General features: G+C 63.2%; 14 protein-coding genes and 1 tRNA gene. 5 read left to right on the top strand and 10 right to left on the bottom strand.

Annotated features, from left to right (window positions below; genetic code table 11):
* Both AC1DR6_RS01175 and AC1DR6_RS01170 read left to right on the top strand, forming a co-directional pair.
* Positions 1-384, top strand: coding sequence for a helix-turn-helix domain-containing protein (locus AC1DR6_RS01175; RefSeq protein ID WP_476827348.1), 384 nt, complete (start codon positions 1-3; stop codon positions 382-384).
* The gene (locus AC1DR6_RS01170; protein ID WP_476827347.1) at positions 381-1,319 is read left to right on the top strand and encodes a tyrosine-type recombinase/integrase; all 939 of its coding nucleotides are present in this window, start codon (positions 381-383) and stop codon (positions 1,317-1,319) included. Before AC1DR6_RS01175 ends, AC1DR6_RS01170 begins: the two co-directional genes overlap by 4 nt.
* A gap of 76 nt (positions 1,320-1,395) precedes the next feature.
* On the opposite strand, the gene AC1DR6_RS01165 is transcribed toward AC1DR6_RS01170, so the two are convergent.
* Positions 1,396-2,604: a hypothetical protein gene (locus AC1DR6_RS01165; RefSeq protein WP_476827346.1), complete on the bottom strand. Its 1,209-nt coding sequence runs from the start codon at positions 2,602-2,604 to the stop codon at positions 1,396-1,398.
* A 287-nt stretch (positions 2,605-2,891) separates the two neighbouring features.
* Complete coding sequence (locus AC1DR6_RS01160; protein ID WP_476827345.1) at positions 2,892-3,677, bottom strand: autotransporter outer membrane beta-barrel domain-containing protein; 786 nt, start codon at positions 3,675-3,677, stop codon at positions 2,892-2,894.
* A 303-nt stretch (positions 3,678-3,980) separates the two neighbouring features.
* Here AC1DR6_RS01160 and AC1DR6_RS01155 point away from each other — a divergent pair, with 303 nt between their 5' ends.
* The gene (locus AC1DR6_RS01155) at positions 3,981-4,280 is read left to right on the top strand and encodes a PRC-barrel domain containing protein (protein ID WP_476827344.1); all 300 of its coding nucleotides are present in this window, start codon (positions 3,981-3,983) and stop codon (positions 4,278-4,280) included.
* Positions 4,281-4,496: 216 nt separating this feature from the next.
* Here the strand turns inward: AC1DR6_RS01155 and AC1DR6_RS01150 are convergent, their stop codons facing one another.
* The 3 genes from AC1DR6_RS01150 to AC1DR6_RS01140 all read right to left on the bottom strand — a co-directional run bounded on the left by AC1DR6_RS01150 (position 4,497) and on the right by AC1DR6_RS01140 (position 6,227).
* On the bottom strand, positions 4,497-5,072 hold the full coding sequence (locus tag AC1DR6_RS01150) for a hypothetical protein (protein ID WP_476827343.1): 576 nt from the start codon (positions 5,070-5,072) through the stop codon (positions 4,497-4,499).
* A 316-nt stretch (positions 5,073-5,388) separates the two neighbouring features.
* Positions 5,389-5,976, bottom strand: a complete 588-nt coding sequence (locus AC1DR6_RS01145; RefSeq protein ID WP_476827342.1) for a hypothetical protein — start codon at positions 5,974-5,976, stop codon at positions 5,389-5,391.
* Positions 5,977-6,150: 174 nt separating this feature from the next.
* Positions 6,151-6,227 (bottom strand) — tRNA-Arg (locus AC1DR6_RS01140).
* Positions 6,228-6,255: 28 nt separating this feature from the next.
* Here AC1DR6_RS01140 and AC1DR6_RS01135 point away from each other — a divergent pair.
* Positions 6,256-7,065 (top strand): hypothetical protein, encoded by an 810-nt coding sequence (locus tag AC1DR6_RS01135; RefSeq protein WP_476827341.1) that lies wholly within the window; start codon positions 6,256-6,258, stop codon positions 7,063-7,065.
* Positions 7,066-7,069: 4 nt separating this feature from the next.
* On the top strand, positions 7,070-8,554 hold the full coding sequence (locus AC1DR6_RS01130; RefSeq protein ID WP_476827340.1) for a M48 family metalloprotease: 1,485 nt from the start codon (positions 7,070-7,072) through the stop codon (positions 8,552-8,554).
* Between the two features lie 205 nt (positions 8,555-8,759).
* Here AC1DR6_RS01130 and AC1DR6_RS01125 read toward each other — a convergent pair whose 3' ends face one another.
* From AC1DR6_RS01125 to AC1DR6_RS01105, 5 genes are all read right to left on the bottom strand, one after another.
* Positions 8,760-9,356, bottom strand: a complete 597-nt coding sequence (locus AC1DR6_RS01125) for a CarD family transcriptional regulator (RefSeq protein WP_476827339.1) — start codon at positions 9,354-9,356, stop codon at positions 8,760-8,762.
* A gap of 384 nt (positions 9,357-9,740) precedes the next feature.
* Positions 9,741-10,076, bottom strand: a complete 336-nt coding sequence (gene fdxA, locus AC1DR6_RS01120) for a ferredoxin FdxA (RefSeq protein WP_476827338.1) — start codon at positions 10,074-10,076, stop codon at positions 9,741-9,743.
* Positions 10,077-10,246: 170 nt separating this feature from the next.
* Positions 10,247-10,555, bottom strand: a complete 309-nt coding sequence (locus AC1DR6_RS01115) for an RNA-binding S4 domain-containing protein (RefSeq protein WP_476827337.1) — start codon at positions 10,553-10,555, stop codon at positions 10,247-10,249.
* Between the two features lie 24 nt (positions 10,556-10,579).
* Positions 10,580-14,041, bottom strand: coding sequence for a helicase-related protein (locus tag AC1DR6_RS01110; RefSeq protein WP_476827336.1), 3,462 nt, complete (start codon positions 14,039-14,041; stop codon positions 10,580-10,582).
* A 315-nt stretch (positions 14,042-14,356) separates the two neighbouring features.
* On the bottom strand, positions 14,357-14,803 hold the full coding sequence (locus tag AC1DR6_RS01105; RefSeq protein WP_476827335.1) for a MerR family transcriptional regulator: 447 nt from the start codon (positions 14,801-14,803) through the stop codon (positions 14,357-14,359).
* Between the last annotated feature and the right edge of the window lie 299 nt (positions 14,804-15,102).

The following is a 15,102-nucleotide window of genomic DNA, read 5'->3' as shown; positions in this document are numbered from 1 at the left end:
GTGGCAATCAGGCAGATTGCGGCATCCAGCGAGGAGATTGCAGTGATGCCTTCGAAGTCGGTTTCTATCCTCCAGCCTGAACGGATTCGTGCGGACCGGGCGGCGGCAATCCTCGGCATCCAAACCCGCACCGTCCAAGCGATGGCACTGCGCGGCGAACTGCCGAATGCGGCCAAGATCGGCGGCGTCTGGACGTTCGAGGAAGCCGCGCTTCGCAACTACACCAAGGAATGCATTCAATGCCCGCAAAACCCAAGGCCCCGAAGCACACCTACTGGCGCGGTGAAATCCTCTGGTCGAGGTTCTCAGTTCGCGGATGCGAATATCGAGAAAGCCTACGAACGGGCGATGTTAAAACTGCGCGGGCGCGGGTCGCAAAAATGAGAGACCGGGCCATTGGCGCCTTGGTGTTCGGAGATAACCGCAAGACATGGGAAGATGCTGTCATCGGTTGGTCCGGGCATATTTCCGAAGCGGTCGCAGCCACGACGCAGCGCCGCTATTGCGTATCGATTTCCCAATTCAAGCCGGCTTTTGCAGGCAGGTTTATTGATGAGATCGACAAAGCGGACGTTCTAGCCTTTGTCAAAAGTCGCCGGGGTGACGTTACGAACGCGACGATCCGCCGTGACCTCCAGGCACTTTCATCCGTGATGCAATATGCGGAGCTGAATGACTGGCGCACCGGCAATCCTGCCAAGCTTATCATGGAGACTTTGCGCGAGCGCCGCGACCCGATCGCCCTCCCGACAGAGGATGACTTCGCTTTCATGCTCACCCGCCTCACACCAATGATGGCCGCGTTGATGATAACGGCTCGGACTACGGGTGCTCGTCTTGGCGAGCTTGTCTCGGCTAAGCGTTCGCAGCTCGATCTTTGCACTGGCGTTTTGACAGTCATCGGGAAGCGTAACAAACGTCGCGCGATCAAACTCAGCCCAGATACCGCCAAGCTACTCGATAGTCTGCCGACACGCAGCCCGAACATGCGCATATTCCATTGCGGGCCAAGCGAGAGCGAGAATGCATCATCCCTCTTCAGCAGAGCCACCCGCTCGGCACGAAGCACGGCCGCTGAGACTGGCCGCGAGTTTACCGGATTCCGCTTTCACGACCTACGTCATTGGTTCGCCGTCGAGTGGCTGAAGGCCGGCCGGTCGATCTACGACCTCCAGCAGCATCTAGGTCATTCCAGCGTCAGTACGACGGAGATTTATCTGGAATTCCTGACCGTCGATCAGAAAGACGCTGCAAAACGCCCTCGTGAGGTCAGCCGGAACGTTGCGCCGCTCCCTGCTCACTTCATCGCGTCGGCGTGATACATTACGGTTTCCGGCGCCTCGTCCGTACTGGCGATACGGTTTCCTCATGGGCGCGCGAGGGCGGAGCGTCGAGCTATATCAGACTGCTTTTTAGCATCGCCTGGTAATAGCCATCGAAGCCTAGAACGGCGTGCGCTGTTCGCTCCAAGCCCGTTTTCATCAACTTGTCGCCGGGCGCGTAGAAAAAGCCTGGAGGCGCGGGAGGATAATGCATCCCGGCTGGAGCGCCGGCAGGGCTCCATTGCGCGTACCAGCTCGCCTTTGCATTCGAGGCTCTTACCCAAGGCTTTGTACGTTCCGCAACGATCCATCGGCTATCGAGGTCGATGGTCTCCGCAATGACGCCAGAGCCTCCGAACTGGGTGATGAACGCACGGAGAAAATGGATGCCTGAGCTGAAACTCGTGACGCCCAGCTTCGCGACTTTCACGGCACCGTCAAACGGGACAATAGGGACGCGCGTGGCCATCTCACGACGCGTAGCAGTCATAAGGGCATTCAGGGTTGCGATGGGCCTGGTCGCAAAAACGTTCGCGGGAGAATCCGCACTCATGGCGGCATCCACCATAAACGGGACAAGCAAGGGCATGTTTCTGGCCGCAGAAAGCTGCGTTCCCCCACGCGTAAGATAACCCGTCATCCGGGTTTCCCAGTCCCCCTTGAAACTGTGATAATCCGACGCCTTAACGCCGGCTTGCTGTGGCGTGGCATGTAGGAAAACTTGGATCTTGGTGTAGTCGACGGTCAAAGGCGGGACAGCCGCGCCTACCCAATATCGGTGACCGTCCTTTTCGACTTTGAATATAAAGAGAAAACAGCCTCCTAGGATGCTCATCGTTTGGATCGGTACGCCATTTAAAATCGGGCCGAGCACGGAAGGCGTTTGAATATATGGGGTCGTCGCCTGGCTGATCCGAGTGATTGTGATGCCGTCGAAGTCGGACGGATCAGTTCCGCCTGGTCCGATGGGCGTTGGAGGTGCAGCGCCGGCCTTCGCATCAAGCTGTCCGATCGTCGCGCCATTCGGATCAACGACACCGTCGACCTTCTTCACCTCTCCCGTTGCGACCCAGCGTTGTTGAAAAACCTTGATAGCCCGCACGAGTTCCGCCGGGGGATGGTAGGCTGCGCCGGGCGAAGGCAAAGTCCAAATGCCGCGTTGACCGCCGTCGATCGGCGAGATGCGATTGAGCAAGTCGATGACCTTGGCTTGGTCGTCGGGCAGGCTCTGAGCTGCTGTGCCACTTGTTTTCCGGCCTACAGCACTAGCTAGGACTGTCATCCGTTATCCGGGGTTTTAAGCACCAATGATAGAATGACGCTAAAGTTGCGCGTTGGGGGTCCGTCACATGGATGATCTGCAAATGCTCATCCAGACACCCCAATTGCCGCCTGGCATCGCGGGCGGCGGCAGAGCGCGATGCAAGAGGCAGGCGAAAGGCAAGCCGGTCTATTTCGCCGAGCTGAAGATGGAGCCCGATGGCCGGAAATGTAGGCAGCGGCTATAATCCGATCGAGCGGCGAGCGCGCGATAGCTAGAGCGCGGCCCTGAGAAAAAGCCAAGAAGCCTTAGAAGCTGACCCTGATTTGGGCCGTGCCGCCCAGGCGTCGAGTGTTGGCGGAAAGCTCACTGTCCAGTCTAACGCCTAGCGTGACGCGCTCGTTGAGCTTGGCGTCGAGGCCAGCTGCGATCAGAGCCGCGTTTGCATCTGGCCTCACGCCTTGAGTAACGAAGCTCGCGCCGGGTAGCGCGACCAGGCTAGCCGCGATCTGGGCATCGCGCTGGAAATAGTGCGCCCATGAGGCACGCGCAAAGGCCGTTAGCGGAACGCCACCGATGAGCGCCTGCGTGTCCAGCTGAGCGCCAAGCTCGGACCGGCTTGTCGTGTCGCTGTTTCGCGCCACCGAAAGCGCTGCCGCATTGCCGCCAAACGCCGTCCGCTCGTTGAAAGCCGGATTGCGGACGCTCACCGCCTGAAGCGCTGCCAGTGGCGAGAGGGTAAAACCGCCCCAATTGGCAAGTGCGGCACTGGCCTGGATACGGCCGCTCCACGCCGTGCTGACGTAGGATGACAGCAGCGCGTTTCCAAGCACTGGCACGGCCCGGCTGACATCGTTATCGAGACGGCTATAGCTGCCGGCGGCGGCGAAATTGAGCGGGCCCAATTTGGTCAGTCCGTAAACGCCGGCCTGGAAGACCCCGGTTTCGACCTTGCCGAGGGCATCATTAAGCGAGGAACGAGCTTTGCCGCCTGAGACTGCGACACCGGCCACGGTATCGCGTCCGATGCGCAAATCCGCGCCGACCGCCAGATCCAGTATTCGAGGGGCGGGCGACGCGACATAGATACTCAATGCCTGCCGGGACGATGGGTTCCCAATCTTTGAAATTAAACAAGTTCTTACAATACTTTAGCCATTCAGATTTAGCTGGCTGACATATTGAGCGGAACGCCGTTGAAGATAGGCTGGTTACGCTACGCACAGTGAGAAGCGGGTGCTTAATGGATGCCCTTCTCATTGCGGTTGGGATGTCTGCCATAGCCGAAGTCGCCTGGCTCCTCACCACGGGTTCCGAGCTTTTAGGTGCGAGCGGTCATATCCGGAGGAACGTCTAAACGGCTCATCTGTTGGTCCTGCACATCCAAGGAGGAAGCAATGGACCATTCCAAGCACACTCGCCTCGCGACCACCGAGTTGACTCCCGACGTTCTCGATGATGCCACGATCTACGGGCCTGGCGATGAGAAGATCGGCTCGGTATCCCATATTCACGGCACCGGCGCGGGTGCCAAGGTCGTGATCGATGTCGGCGGTTTCCTCGGCATCGGTGCCAAGCCCGTTGCGGTCTCGATCAGCGACCTGGAATTCATGCGGGACGAAGATGGCGACGTCCATGCAGTGACAACTTGGACGAAAGACCAGCTCAAGGCGATGCCCGAGCACACTGACCCCTGATCTATTCGCACGAAGGCTCACGCAGTCCAGGTCATGCTTCGGCGCGGCCGAGCTTTTTTGATCCGCGCGCAGGAACGAATCACTCAGCAGCCCGTTAGCGACTCGTTTCGTTGCGTGGGTTGCGTCCATGTGTGCGCGTCGGGTTCTCAAAGCCGGGCTAGGCGACGATTTACCCGGGCCGAGTAACGCGACGTATGATCTAGAGCCATAGTTCGATCAAAAGCCCCGGTGGCTTGCTGACTTCGCGCTTGAATAACCGAGGCCCTCGACCACTCGGACAAAGCCTTCGTAAGCGGGATCGTCTGTGATTTCTAAGCCGGGACTTGCGTCCACTGCGGAGTAAAGCTCGCGGATTGCACGATCAAAGAATAAAGGCCGTCCAAACTGAGTCTCGTAAAATATCTGCTCAGCCAGACGCGCGGCAACGTCCTCTTCGACATGATTCAAACTCGTTACCCTCAGCATGTCGAATACGGCGTGAGTTGATTCATGGACCACGTAGGCCCATTCCCATGTTTCTAGCGTCGTTGCGTTTTCGAGATTGTCTTGGAATATGAATTTCGGTGGAGGATCACCATCATAAAGCGCATTCAGCGGTATGCCTGTCTTTCTCAGCTCAGAAGAGTTGAACTCAATATTAATTTTACCAGGCGTGACTAGAATCTTCTTGAATCTGGAATAAGCCGCTCCGTTTACCTTTATGCCTTTAATGCTAAAATTAATACTGGCAACACCTTTGCTCCCGAGAATCTGTGCCATTGCTTTTTTGAAGCCGGCTTGATTAGCGGTCATTAGTCACCCTAAGGGTCAGGTCCAAGTGCGGACAGAGCGTAACCACCGGGCATATGGATGCGTCCCCTAGACGGATGACGTCGCGCTGATGCCGGCTGCGACGGGAACCGGGCGAGCGGAAGAGGACGTTTGGCTCAGGCCGGTCCAGGGGCGGAAGTGGCCTTCCGCCCCTGGACCGATGACGGTAATCTGCATCATGCGTCGCACAAGGGGCTTCGCGAAGAGGCCGACGAGGCGCTGGTCTGTAAGCTTGCTATTTAAGCTGCCCGCCTGGAACGAGGCGTGTCCCCCCATCGGACGGCCATTCGCTGGGCCGTCACGGATCGGGGTCCTTTATTCCCATCCCGAGGAAGCGCTCGTCCTTCCCGTTGGGATACACCCGCCGGCATCCCGCCTTCAGCCCGAGGGGGTTATTCGACTGGCTGTTAAGCGCCCCCTCGGCGATCCTGTCTGCCGCCCGCGCAAGTGAATAAAGGAGGTCGTAGCCAGGCCGATTGTTGGGATCATCGTTCATCTGCCCATAGGTGAAGCGCCCAATATCCTGCGTTCCATCAGCAGCGGACGTACACCCCAATATCCTGACGCGCGCAGTCGGCATCATAAAGGACCGGAGCCAACCTCCGAGCGGAGCGATGCTATCGGCTCTCAGATCCTTGCCGACATGGACGACGCCGGGACCACCGTGGCCTACGATGAAGATGCCGTAGATCCGCTCGATGTCATTTTTTGCCAACCAAGTGCCGGCTGCCCCAGCGGTGGTAGAAGCATCCTGCCGCTCCGGCACCTTCTGAAGGTGACAATTGGGCCCGTCCCTCCGCTGCTGTCTGACGATGTCCCAAACATCGGCGGCGACGTAGTAATAATGGAACCCTTGCTCTCCCCAACCACCGTTGTCGTTTGCCATGGCGCCAATCTCCGCGAGGCCAGTTTAGCGGGGCCAAGAGAGACAGCGTCCAGCATATAGAGGATGCGCAGCCGATAGGCCGGCGAGTTCTGCGCGTTGTTGGGGTGATTGTTGGGGTAAGCTAGGACAATCCCGGCTAATACCGCCTAATCCCAGGTGTTTAGCACCCGATAATGGCGTCCCGGAAGGGATTCGAACCCCTGACCTACGGTTTAGGAAACCGTTGCTCTATCCTGCTGAGCTACCGGGACGCACGGATTGTCGTGTAGCATAAACAGGATGTCGGTGAAGCCTGTTCTTGCCATCGTGCTTGCGACGCTGTTGCCCGCCGAGGCAGGCCATGCTGCGACTTGCGGCGAAGAGTCCTGGCCGACCGAGCCAGCGCGTCTGAGCGGCCTCGACAGCGCTGGCGATCTCCTCCTCGCGGACGGGCGCGTCGTTCGCCTCATCGGTGTGGCGCCTCGGCAGGACGAGGCCGAGGATGCGCGCTTTCGCGCCGCGTTCCAGCCCTTGATCGGTCGCGAGGTCGTCCTCTCCGTCACCGGCGAGAAGGATCGCTGGGCCCGCTGGCCCGTGCGTATCCGTCTGCCGGCAGCGGCGGGCGAGACGGCCGGGCAGGATATCGCGCTCCTGCTTCGGCAGAGCGGCGCGGCTCAACCGATGCCGGAAGGAGCGGCGGCGCCTTGCGGGGCCGGGCCGGCGGTCGGCGGTAAGCCGACCACCGACACAGCGCAGGGGACTCCGCCCGCAACCCAAGCCGCCAAGATCGATGGCGTAGGGATCGATGGCGCGGTCGACGGCCACGACCTGGCTGCGGTCAAGGCTCGGGAGGGGCGCTATGTCGTCCTCGAAGGCCGGATCGCCTCAGTCGGGGAACGCCCTCAGCGGACTTATCTGAACTTCTCGCGGCGGCCGAAGGAGGCTGCTGCAATCGTGGTTTCACGAAAGCTCTGGCGCGAATTGCAAGGCGCGGGCTGGACCGCCGCCAGCCTCGGCGGTAAACGGCTGCGGGCGCATGGCGTTCTGGGCGGCCGTGACGGCCTCCTGCTGGAAGCCACTTCGCGCGCGGCGCTGGAGCTGATCGACTGACGGCATGCTGAAGTCCTGGCGAGCAACGACGCGACACGGCAAGAGGCTGGCGGCTTTGGCGCTGCCGGCCATGCTGCTCGTGGGCTGTCTCGGCGACCAAAGCGCCCTGCTCCCGCCCGGCGCGGGTGGCGAAAGCGAGATCGCACCGCCGATCACACCGGTGCAACGCGCCGCCGACCAGGAGCACCAGCGGCTGCTCGCCGCTTTCGGCGGCGAATATCGCGCCCCGCGCACCAAGGCGGTTCTCGACGACATCGTCCAGCGCCTTGCCAAGGCTGGCGAAGGCCAGATCGGCGCCTTCGAGGTCACCATCCTGAATTCGCCGGCGGTCAATGCCTTCGCTCTGCCGACCGGCCGTCTCTATGTGACGCGCGGTCTGCTGGCGCTGGCCAACGACACGTCCGAGATCGCCTCGGTGATGGCTCACGAGATCGGCCACGTCACGGCGCAGCATGCGGTGCAGCGCGCGGAGAAGGAGGCGGAATCGGCTCTGGTCAGCCAGGTCGTCTCTCAGGTGCTGAAGGACCCGAGCCAGGGCGCGGCAGTGCAGGCAGGCTCGAAGATGTCGCTCGCCCGCTTCTCGCGACAACAGGAATTCGAGGCTGACAAGATCAGCGTGAACAACCTCGCTCGCGCCGGATATGATCCTTACGGCGCCAGCCGCTTTCTGACGACGCTCGGCCGTAGCTCCGCCTTCCGCAACAGCGGCCAGGACCAGAGCGCCGAGGCCAAGCGGCTCGACATTCTCGCGACCCACCCTCAAACGCCCGAGCGGATCGCGGCCGTGGTCGCCGCGGCACGGCAGATCGGTGCGCCCGGCATCGGCGAGCACGAGGCCGGGCGATGGCTTACGGCCCTCGACGGGCTGGCCTATGGCGATGATCCCCGCGACGGCGTGGTTCGGGGTCGGCGCTACCTCAACAGCTCGCTCAGGATCGCCTTCGCCGCACCCGAGGGCTTTGGCCTGGAGGCGGCGCAGGACATGGTGATCGGCACCAGCGCGAATGGCGCACAGGCCCTGCGCTTCGATTCCGTAACCTTGAAATCAGGCCAGACACTGGAGGCCTATGTCGCGGCCGGTTGGATCGAGGGGGTCGAGACGACGGGGATCGAGACCACCCAGATCGCCGGACAGGCGGCCGTGACGGCGCATGGTCGCGGCACCGACTGGATGTTCCGGCTGGCGGCCGTGCAGGTCGGGGAGCGGGTCTACCGCTTCATCCTGGCCGCGCGCGGTTCGAACGACCCCGAACGCTCGCTGCGCATGATCTTGGAGAGCTTCCGGAGTCTGACGCCGGCGGAGGCGCAGGCCACCAGGCCCCTCCAGATCCGCATCGTCACCGCAGCGGCAGGCGATACCGCCGCCGGCATGGCGGAGCGCATGCCGGATCAGGACCGTCCGGCAGAGCTCTTCAGGCTGCTGAACGGGCTCGAACGCGACGCAAACGCGTTGGCGGCCGGTCAACGCTACAAGATAGTCGGTGAATAAAAGAACGATAAGCGGAGCTCGACCTGCCCCGTCATTGCGAGCTCCGCGAAGCAATCCAAAGGACTAGGCTGAACGATTCCCCCGCTCCTCCTGAATGGCTTCGTCGTTTCGCTTCTCGCAATGACGGCGGAGCTCGCTCTTCGCCGGCAACAAAAAACCCGGCGGTCGCCCGCCGGGTTTGAATGAACTTGCGTGGAAGAGCGCTTCAGGCCGCCTCTTCCTGGATGTCGTCATTGTCGCTCTCGACCTCGGCTTCGGCCTCAGCCTCGCCCTTCGCGGCACGGCGCGGCGACTTGGCGAGCTGGCCCTCGATCTTCTTGAGCGCCTCGGTCTCGGTCACGTCGTCCACCACGGCGATCTCGCGGGTCATGCGGTCAAGCGCGGCCTCGTAGAGCTGGCGCTCGGAATAGGACTGCTCGGGCTGAGCCTCCGAACGATAGAGGTCGCGCACAACCTCGGCGATGGCGACGAGATCGCCCGAATTGATCTTCGCTTCGTATTCCTGCGCACGACGCGACCACATGGTGCGCTTGACGCGGGCGCGGCCAGTCAGCGTGGTCAGAGCCTTGGTGACGGATTCGGCATCGGCGAGCTTGCGCAGCCCGACGCTGGCGGCCTTCGCGGTCGGAACCCGAAGAGTCATTTTGTCCTTGGAGAAAGACACCACGAAAAGCTCGAGTTTGAAGCCCGCGACCTCCTGCTCCTCGATCGCCGTGATCTGGCCGACGCCGTGCGACGGATAGACGACATACTCGCCCGTCTTGAAACCCAAGCGCATGGAAGCTTTCTTCACGATGGACATGCGGGTACGACTCCTGACCGGACCGCCTGTTGGGCGGGCCTGATGATCCCGTCCCCGACCGGATGGCCGGGAACTTTCCGCCTGATGCGACGCGGCAAGACGCAACGCTTCACGCTCCCTCAGTCGATCGTCTCATTCCCCGCGAAGGAAAAAGCTGCCGGCCCGGGGGATCGATGCCGGATTCCTCGCAATCTTTCTTTCGTGGGACGCCCCTCTGGTAGGACCTCGCAGGGGCATGCGGAACGACTTCGACGGCATTGTGTGTAGCACAAAAAACACGCCGAATCAAAGGTAAACGCCGTCGGGTGGTCGCTACCGAACGCTGGGCAAGGCCGTGGTTAACGCAGAACGGTCGGCTTGGAGCCCGTCAGCCCGGTGTCGCGGTCAGTCGCCCTCACCGGGCATGGGCGAGAACATCTCCAGTTTGCCGGCCACCCCGTCGAACGCCTTGGCATCTGGCGGAGCGTCCTTCTTCTGGGTGATATTAGGCCAGCTCGACGCGTATTGGGTGTTGAGCTGCAGCCAGCTTTCCAGGCCCGGCTCGGTATCGGGCTTGATCGCCTCGGCCGGACATTCCGGCTCGCACACGCCGCAATCGATGCACTCGTCGGGATGAATGACGAGCATGTTCTCGCCTTCATAGAAGCAGTCGACCGGGCAAACCTCGACGCAATCCATGTACTTGCACTTGATGCAGTTCTCGGTGACCACATAGGTCATGGGCCGGCCCTTCCAACATGCTTGAACCGCCCCATAAACCCCCGAAGGCCGAGGGTTTCAAGGGCGTTTTCACCGGCTTGGGCAGAAGAAATCGCCTGTTCCGGCATAAAATCGGAGATGATCGTCCGCACGCAACCGCATACCGGTTCGCCGCAACGATGCCATCGGAATTAGTCTTCGCCGCTCCCTGCCGCAAGGGAGCCGTCGTCGCGGCCTTCATCGAGGCGTTCGTAGAGCAGCCGCGCCGTCTCGAAGGCACCGCGTCGCTCGGCGAAGGCGAGGATACGCACCACGATTGTGGCGTGGGGTAAAGCGAGGGTTAGCACGTCGCCGACCTTGAGGCCGTGGGCGGGGTTCTCGGCACGCCGTCCCGCGATGCGCACATGTCCATCCTCGACGAGGCGCACCGCAAAAGGCCGGGTCCGCGCGAAACGCGCGAACCAGAGCCATTTGTCGAGGCGTTGACGATGCTCCTGCAATCGCGTCGCGCCTCCTGCGATCGGCTAGGTCTTGGAGCCTTCCAGCTGGGCCTTGAGCGCAGCCAGCTTGGCGAAGGGCGAATCCGGATCGGGCTCGCGCTGCGGACGCGGGCGCTGCTGCGGCTGCTGGAAGCGCTCTCCGCCACGCTCCTCGCGGCGCGGGCCGCCGGGCCTGCCGTCCCGCTTGAAATCGGGACGCGGACCGCGACCGCCCTCGGGACGGTTTTGGCGCGGCTGATCGTCGCGGCGCGGACGCTCATCCTGTCGCGGACGCTCTCCCTGCCGTGGACGCTCTTGGGACCGGGGACGGTCCTCGCGCGGGGCCAGGGCCGTTGCACCCTCGCCTGCAACAGCGACGGTCGGCTGGCTCTGCGGCCTGCCATCTCGGCGTGGGCCGCTCGGGCGCCCTTCGCGCTGCGGCCGGTCGCCACGGCGCTGACCGTCGGCACGCTGCCCCTCGCGGCGCTGGCCCTGCTCCGGACGACGCCCACCCTGATGGCGATGCGGACGCCAGACCTCGATCAGCTCCGGCTCGGCGGGAGCCGCTTCGGTCGCAGTCGTGGCTTCGGTAGCAGTACTGGCTTCAGTGGCAGTGATGGCCTCGGCAGACGATGTTTCCTCGGCCGAAGCCGATTCCGTCGTCGAAGCATCGTCGGCGGCAGAGGTCTCTTCGACGGTCGCGGCATCGCTGGCGGCTTCCGCTACCGGCTCAGTGGGCAACGACGACAGCAGATCCGCCGGAACGGGCTCACGCGCCGGCTCGAGTTCCGCATCGGTCAGGATCGGAGCATCGGCCGTCTCGGCTGCCGGAGCCTCGATAGCGGGCTGCTCGTCCTGCGCGGCAGTCTCGGTGTCCAGGACCGGAGCGGGCTCGGTCACCGCAGCCTCATGGCCTGCGTCCGGCGCGACGTCTTCATCGCTCGGAGCAGCCTCATCGGAGACCGCTTCCGCGATCGCCTCGACCATCACCGGCTTGGCCGGTTCGGTTGCGGCGGGGGGCGGGGCCAACGGCACGGTGATCGCGGGGCCCGGACGCTTGGTCGCGACATAGCCGAGCGAACGCAGGATCGAGGCGAAATCCTCGCCGGCACAGCCGACAAGCGATGTCATTGCACCGGTCGCCACGAAGCCGTCCTGATCGGCCGCGCCGGTCGGCGGCACGCCTTGCGTCAGGCCGGGGCGATAGGCGATCGCCGGGCGGATGAGATCGGCGAGACGCTCCAGGATGTCGACGCGCACGGCCCGTTCGCCGCAGACACGATAGCCGGCGGCGCGATACAGCCCCTTCGGCACGGCCTTGTCGACCGGAAACGAGGTCCGGCCCGAAGCGGCCAGATGGGCGATGTCGTCGAGGCCCGCCGTTTCAGGCCCGCCATGCTTCAGCGCCCAGAGCTGGGCCGCCAGCGCGCGCGGCGCGGGCTTCAGCAGCGCCGGCATGTAGATATGGAAAGCGCCGAAGCGGATGCCGAGATGACGCAGCGCGGCGCGGCCCTCCTGATCGAGCGCCTTCATCTCCTCGCCGACCTTGGCCCGCTCCAGAACGCCGAGCGACTCCGCGACCTGATAGGCGATGCCACGCGCGATACCGGCAGCGCTCTCCGCCGCCTCGAGCAGCTGCAGCGCGCCGAGCAGACGGGTGACGTGGCTTTTGAGCCAGGCATTGAGCCGTGTCTCGACCTGCTCGCGGGCGGCGCCCTGCAGATGCTCTTCCACCAGAAGCCGCAGGCGCGGCTCCAGCACCTTTTCGCCTGCGACGAGACGCGCCACCGGCTCGCCGATCCAGCGCAGCAGGCCGTCATGAGCCAGGATAAAGGCATCGTCGCTCGCCAGCACGACCCGCGCGGCGCGCGATTCGATCTCCGAGCCGAGCGCCTTCATCGCCGCCAGGTTGAGAGCCTTAACCTCCGGCCCTCCCGCTTTCGGGTCCGCCGTGAACCGGAAGCCTTGCAGCATCCCCACATGCTGGCCCTCGACGAGCACGTCGCCCGTCGCAGTGACCTCAGCCTCCAACATCGCATTCTCCCGCAAGCGGCGCATCAGCACGCTGGTGCGCCGATCGACAAATCGGCTGGCGATACGCTCGTGCAGAGCGTCCGACAGCTTGTCCTCTACAAGACGCGCCATGCCCTGCCAATGCTCAGGATCAGGCAACCAGTCGGGACGGTTGGCGACGAAGGTCCAGGTCCGCACCTGACTGATGCGGGCCGAGAGCGTGTCGATCTCGCCATCGGTGCGGTCGAGCGACGCCAGTTGCGTCGCATACCAGTCCGGATCGAGCCGGCCATGCCTCATCAGACGCAGGTAGAGCGTCGTCGAAAGGTCGGCATGCTGCATCGGCGAAATCTTGCGGTAGTCCGGCAGCGCACAAACCTCCCAGAGCCGCTCGACGGCTGAGCGGCCCTGCGCCAGGCCTGCGATATCCGGGTTCTTCGCCAGGATTTCCAGCGTCGTCATGTCCTCGGCGATCAGCGCCCGCGTCAGCCCCTGCTCGGTGGGCTGGATGTTCAGCGTGCCGAGCAATCCGGCAATCGAGCGCAAATCGAGATCGGAGTTGCGCCATTGCGCCTGTCTGATCGGCTCGAAACGATGGCTCTCGATCGCCTCGACCAGTTCGGCATCGAAGGGCGGGCAGCGACCGCTGGTGCCGAACGTCCCGTCGCGCAGATGACGTCCGGCGCGGCCCGCGATCTGGCCGAACTCGCCCGGGTTGAGTTTGCGGAAATGATGCCCGTCGAACTTCTTGTCGGCCGCGAACGCGATGTGATCGACATCGAGATTGAGCCCCATGCCGATCGCGTCGGTGGCGACGAGGTAATCGACATCGCCGGATTGGTAGATCTCGACCTGCGCGTTGCGCGTGCGCGGCGAGAGCGCGCCCAACACTACGGCCGCCCCGCCCTTCTGCCGGCGGATCAGCTCGGCGATGGCATAGACCTCCTCAACCGAGAAGGCGACGATCGCCGAACGCGGCGGCAGCCGCGTGATCTTGCGGTCGCCCGCGAATGTCAGATTGGAAAGGCGGGGCCTGCTGACGACGTTGACGCCGGGGATGAGCTGCTCGATCAGCAGGCGCATCGTGCCGGCACCGATCAGCATCGTTTCGGCGCGGCCGCGCCGGTTCAACAGCCGGTCGGTGAAGACATGGCCGCGGTCGAGATCGGCGGCGAGCTGAATCTCGTCGATCGCGACGAAATCGACCGCGAGGTCGCGCGGCATCGCCTCGACGGTACAAACCCAGAAGCGCGGACGCTCCGGCTTGATCTTCTCCTCGCCGGTGACGAGTGCGACCGCTTCCGGCCCGACCTTCTCGACGACGCGTTGATAGACCTCGCGCGCCAGCAGCCTGAGCGGCAGACCGATCATCCCCGTGGGATGGGCGACCATGCGCTCGATGGCGAGATGGGTCTTGCCGGTATTGGTGGGACCGAGAACCGCGGTGACGCCATTGGCGCGGGCGGAGGGAGGCAAAGAACGGAACAGCTGCAAAACGGAAGGCCGATCATCTTGCCGGTCCGGCCGGCGCAAAGGCGTCGATGCCGGGTGGTCTGGACAGGGGGATCAGGCGGCGCTCCGAATCAAGAACGGGTCCCACACGAAGCGAGGCCGAATCGCGGACGCCGGCGGAATCCGGGTTTGTTCTTTCCCGCGCCTCTCGCGCTCGTCGCTGGCCGTGATTCCGGCATCGCCTGCCCTCCTGCGGATGCTTGAAACAGGACGGTAGAGCGCCCTTCCCTTGTTCTATCTAAGCCGTTCGAGGATGGAAACGAGGGGTCGCCAACCATCTTGGCATGGCCGAGTGGCCTAATGCCGCGAATGGCTGCACCGGCCGTGATCGGCCAAGGCTTCGATGATCGCGCAATCGCAGGCCGAAACGCCTCCCGAACAGGTCGTCGCGATCCGTTCCAGCTCCTTTTCGAGCGAGCGCAGCCGGGCGATCTTGTGCCGGACCTCGTCGAGATGCGCGACCGAGATCGCATGCGCCTCGTCGCAGGCGATGCCCGGCGTATCCGAAAGCTTCAGCAGGGTGCGGATGGCCTCGACCGCGAAGCCGAGATCGCGGGCATGTTTGATGAAGGCGAGGCGCTCGGCATGTCGCCCGCTATAGCGCCGCTGGTTGCCCTCGGAGCGTTCCGGCGGCGGCAGCAAGCCGACCTGCTCATAGTAGCGGATGGTCTCGACCCTGACGCCGGTACGCTCGGCCAGCATGCCGATCGGCATGACCCGTTCCAGTCCGGTGATGGCGGTCATGACAGTTTCCTTCAGCCGTGGCTCACAGAACCTTCCGGAAAATCGTGTCGGCAACCGGGTTTTGCAAGAAGCCGGCTGCTTGCAGCACTCCCCGGCCCCTCAGCGCCGGAGGATGGGCGCGTACGCATCCCGTCATTGCGAGCGCAGCGAAGCAATCCAGGGGTCCGGGCTGGACCTTTTACCACGGCTTCGCTGGCTGGCCGCGCTGCCCTTGCCGTGAGGGCTGGTTCCGGACGAAGGCCAAAGCTGGACAAAGATTAAGACAAATTCACTTTCTCTCCCTTGCGGTCCATTCTAGA

The sequence above is a fragment of the Allobosea sp. P5_A5 genome (assembly GCF_056400625.1).
This window is presented reverse-complemented; position numbering and strand designations above follow the sequence as displayed.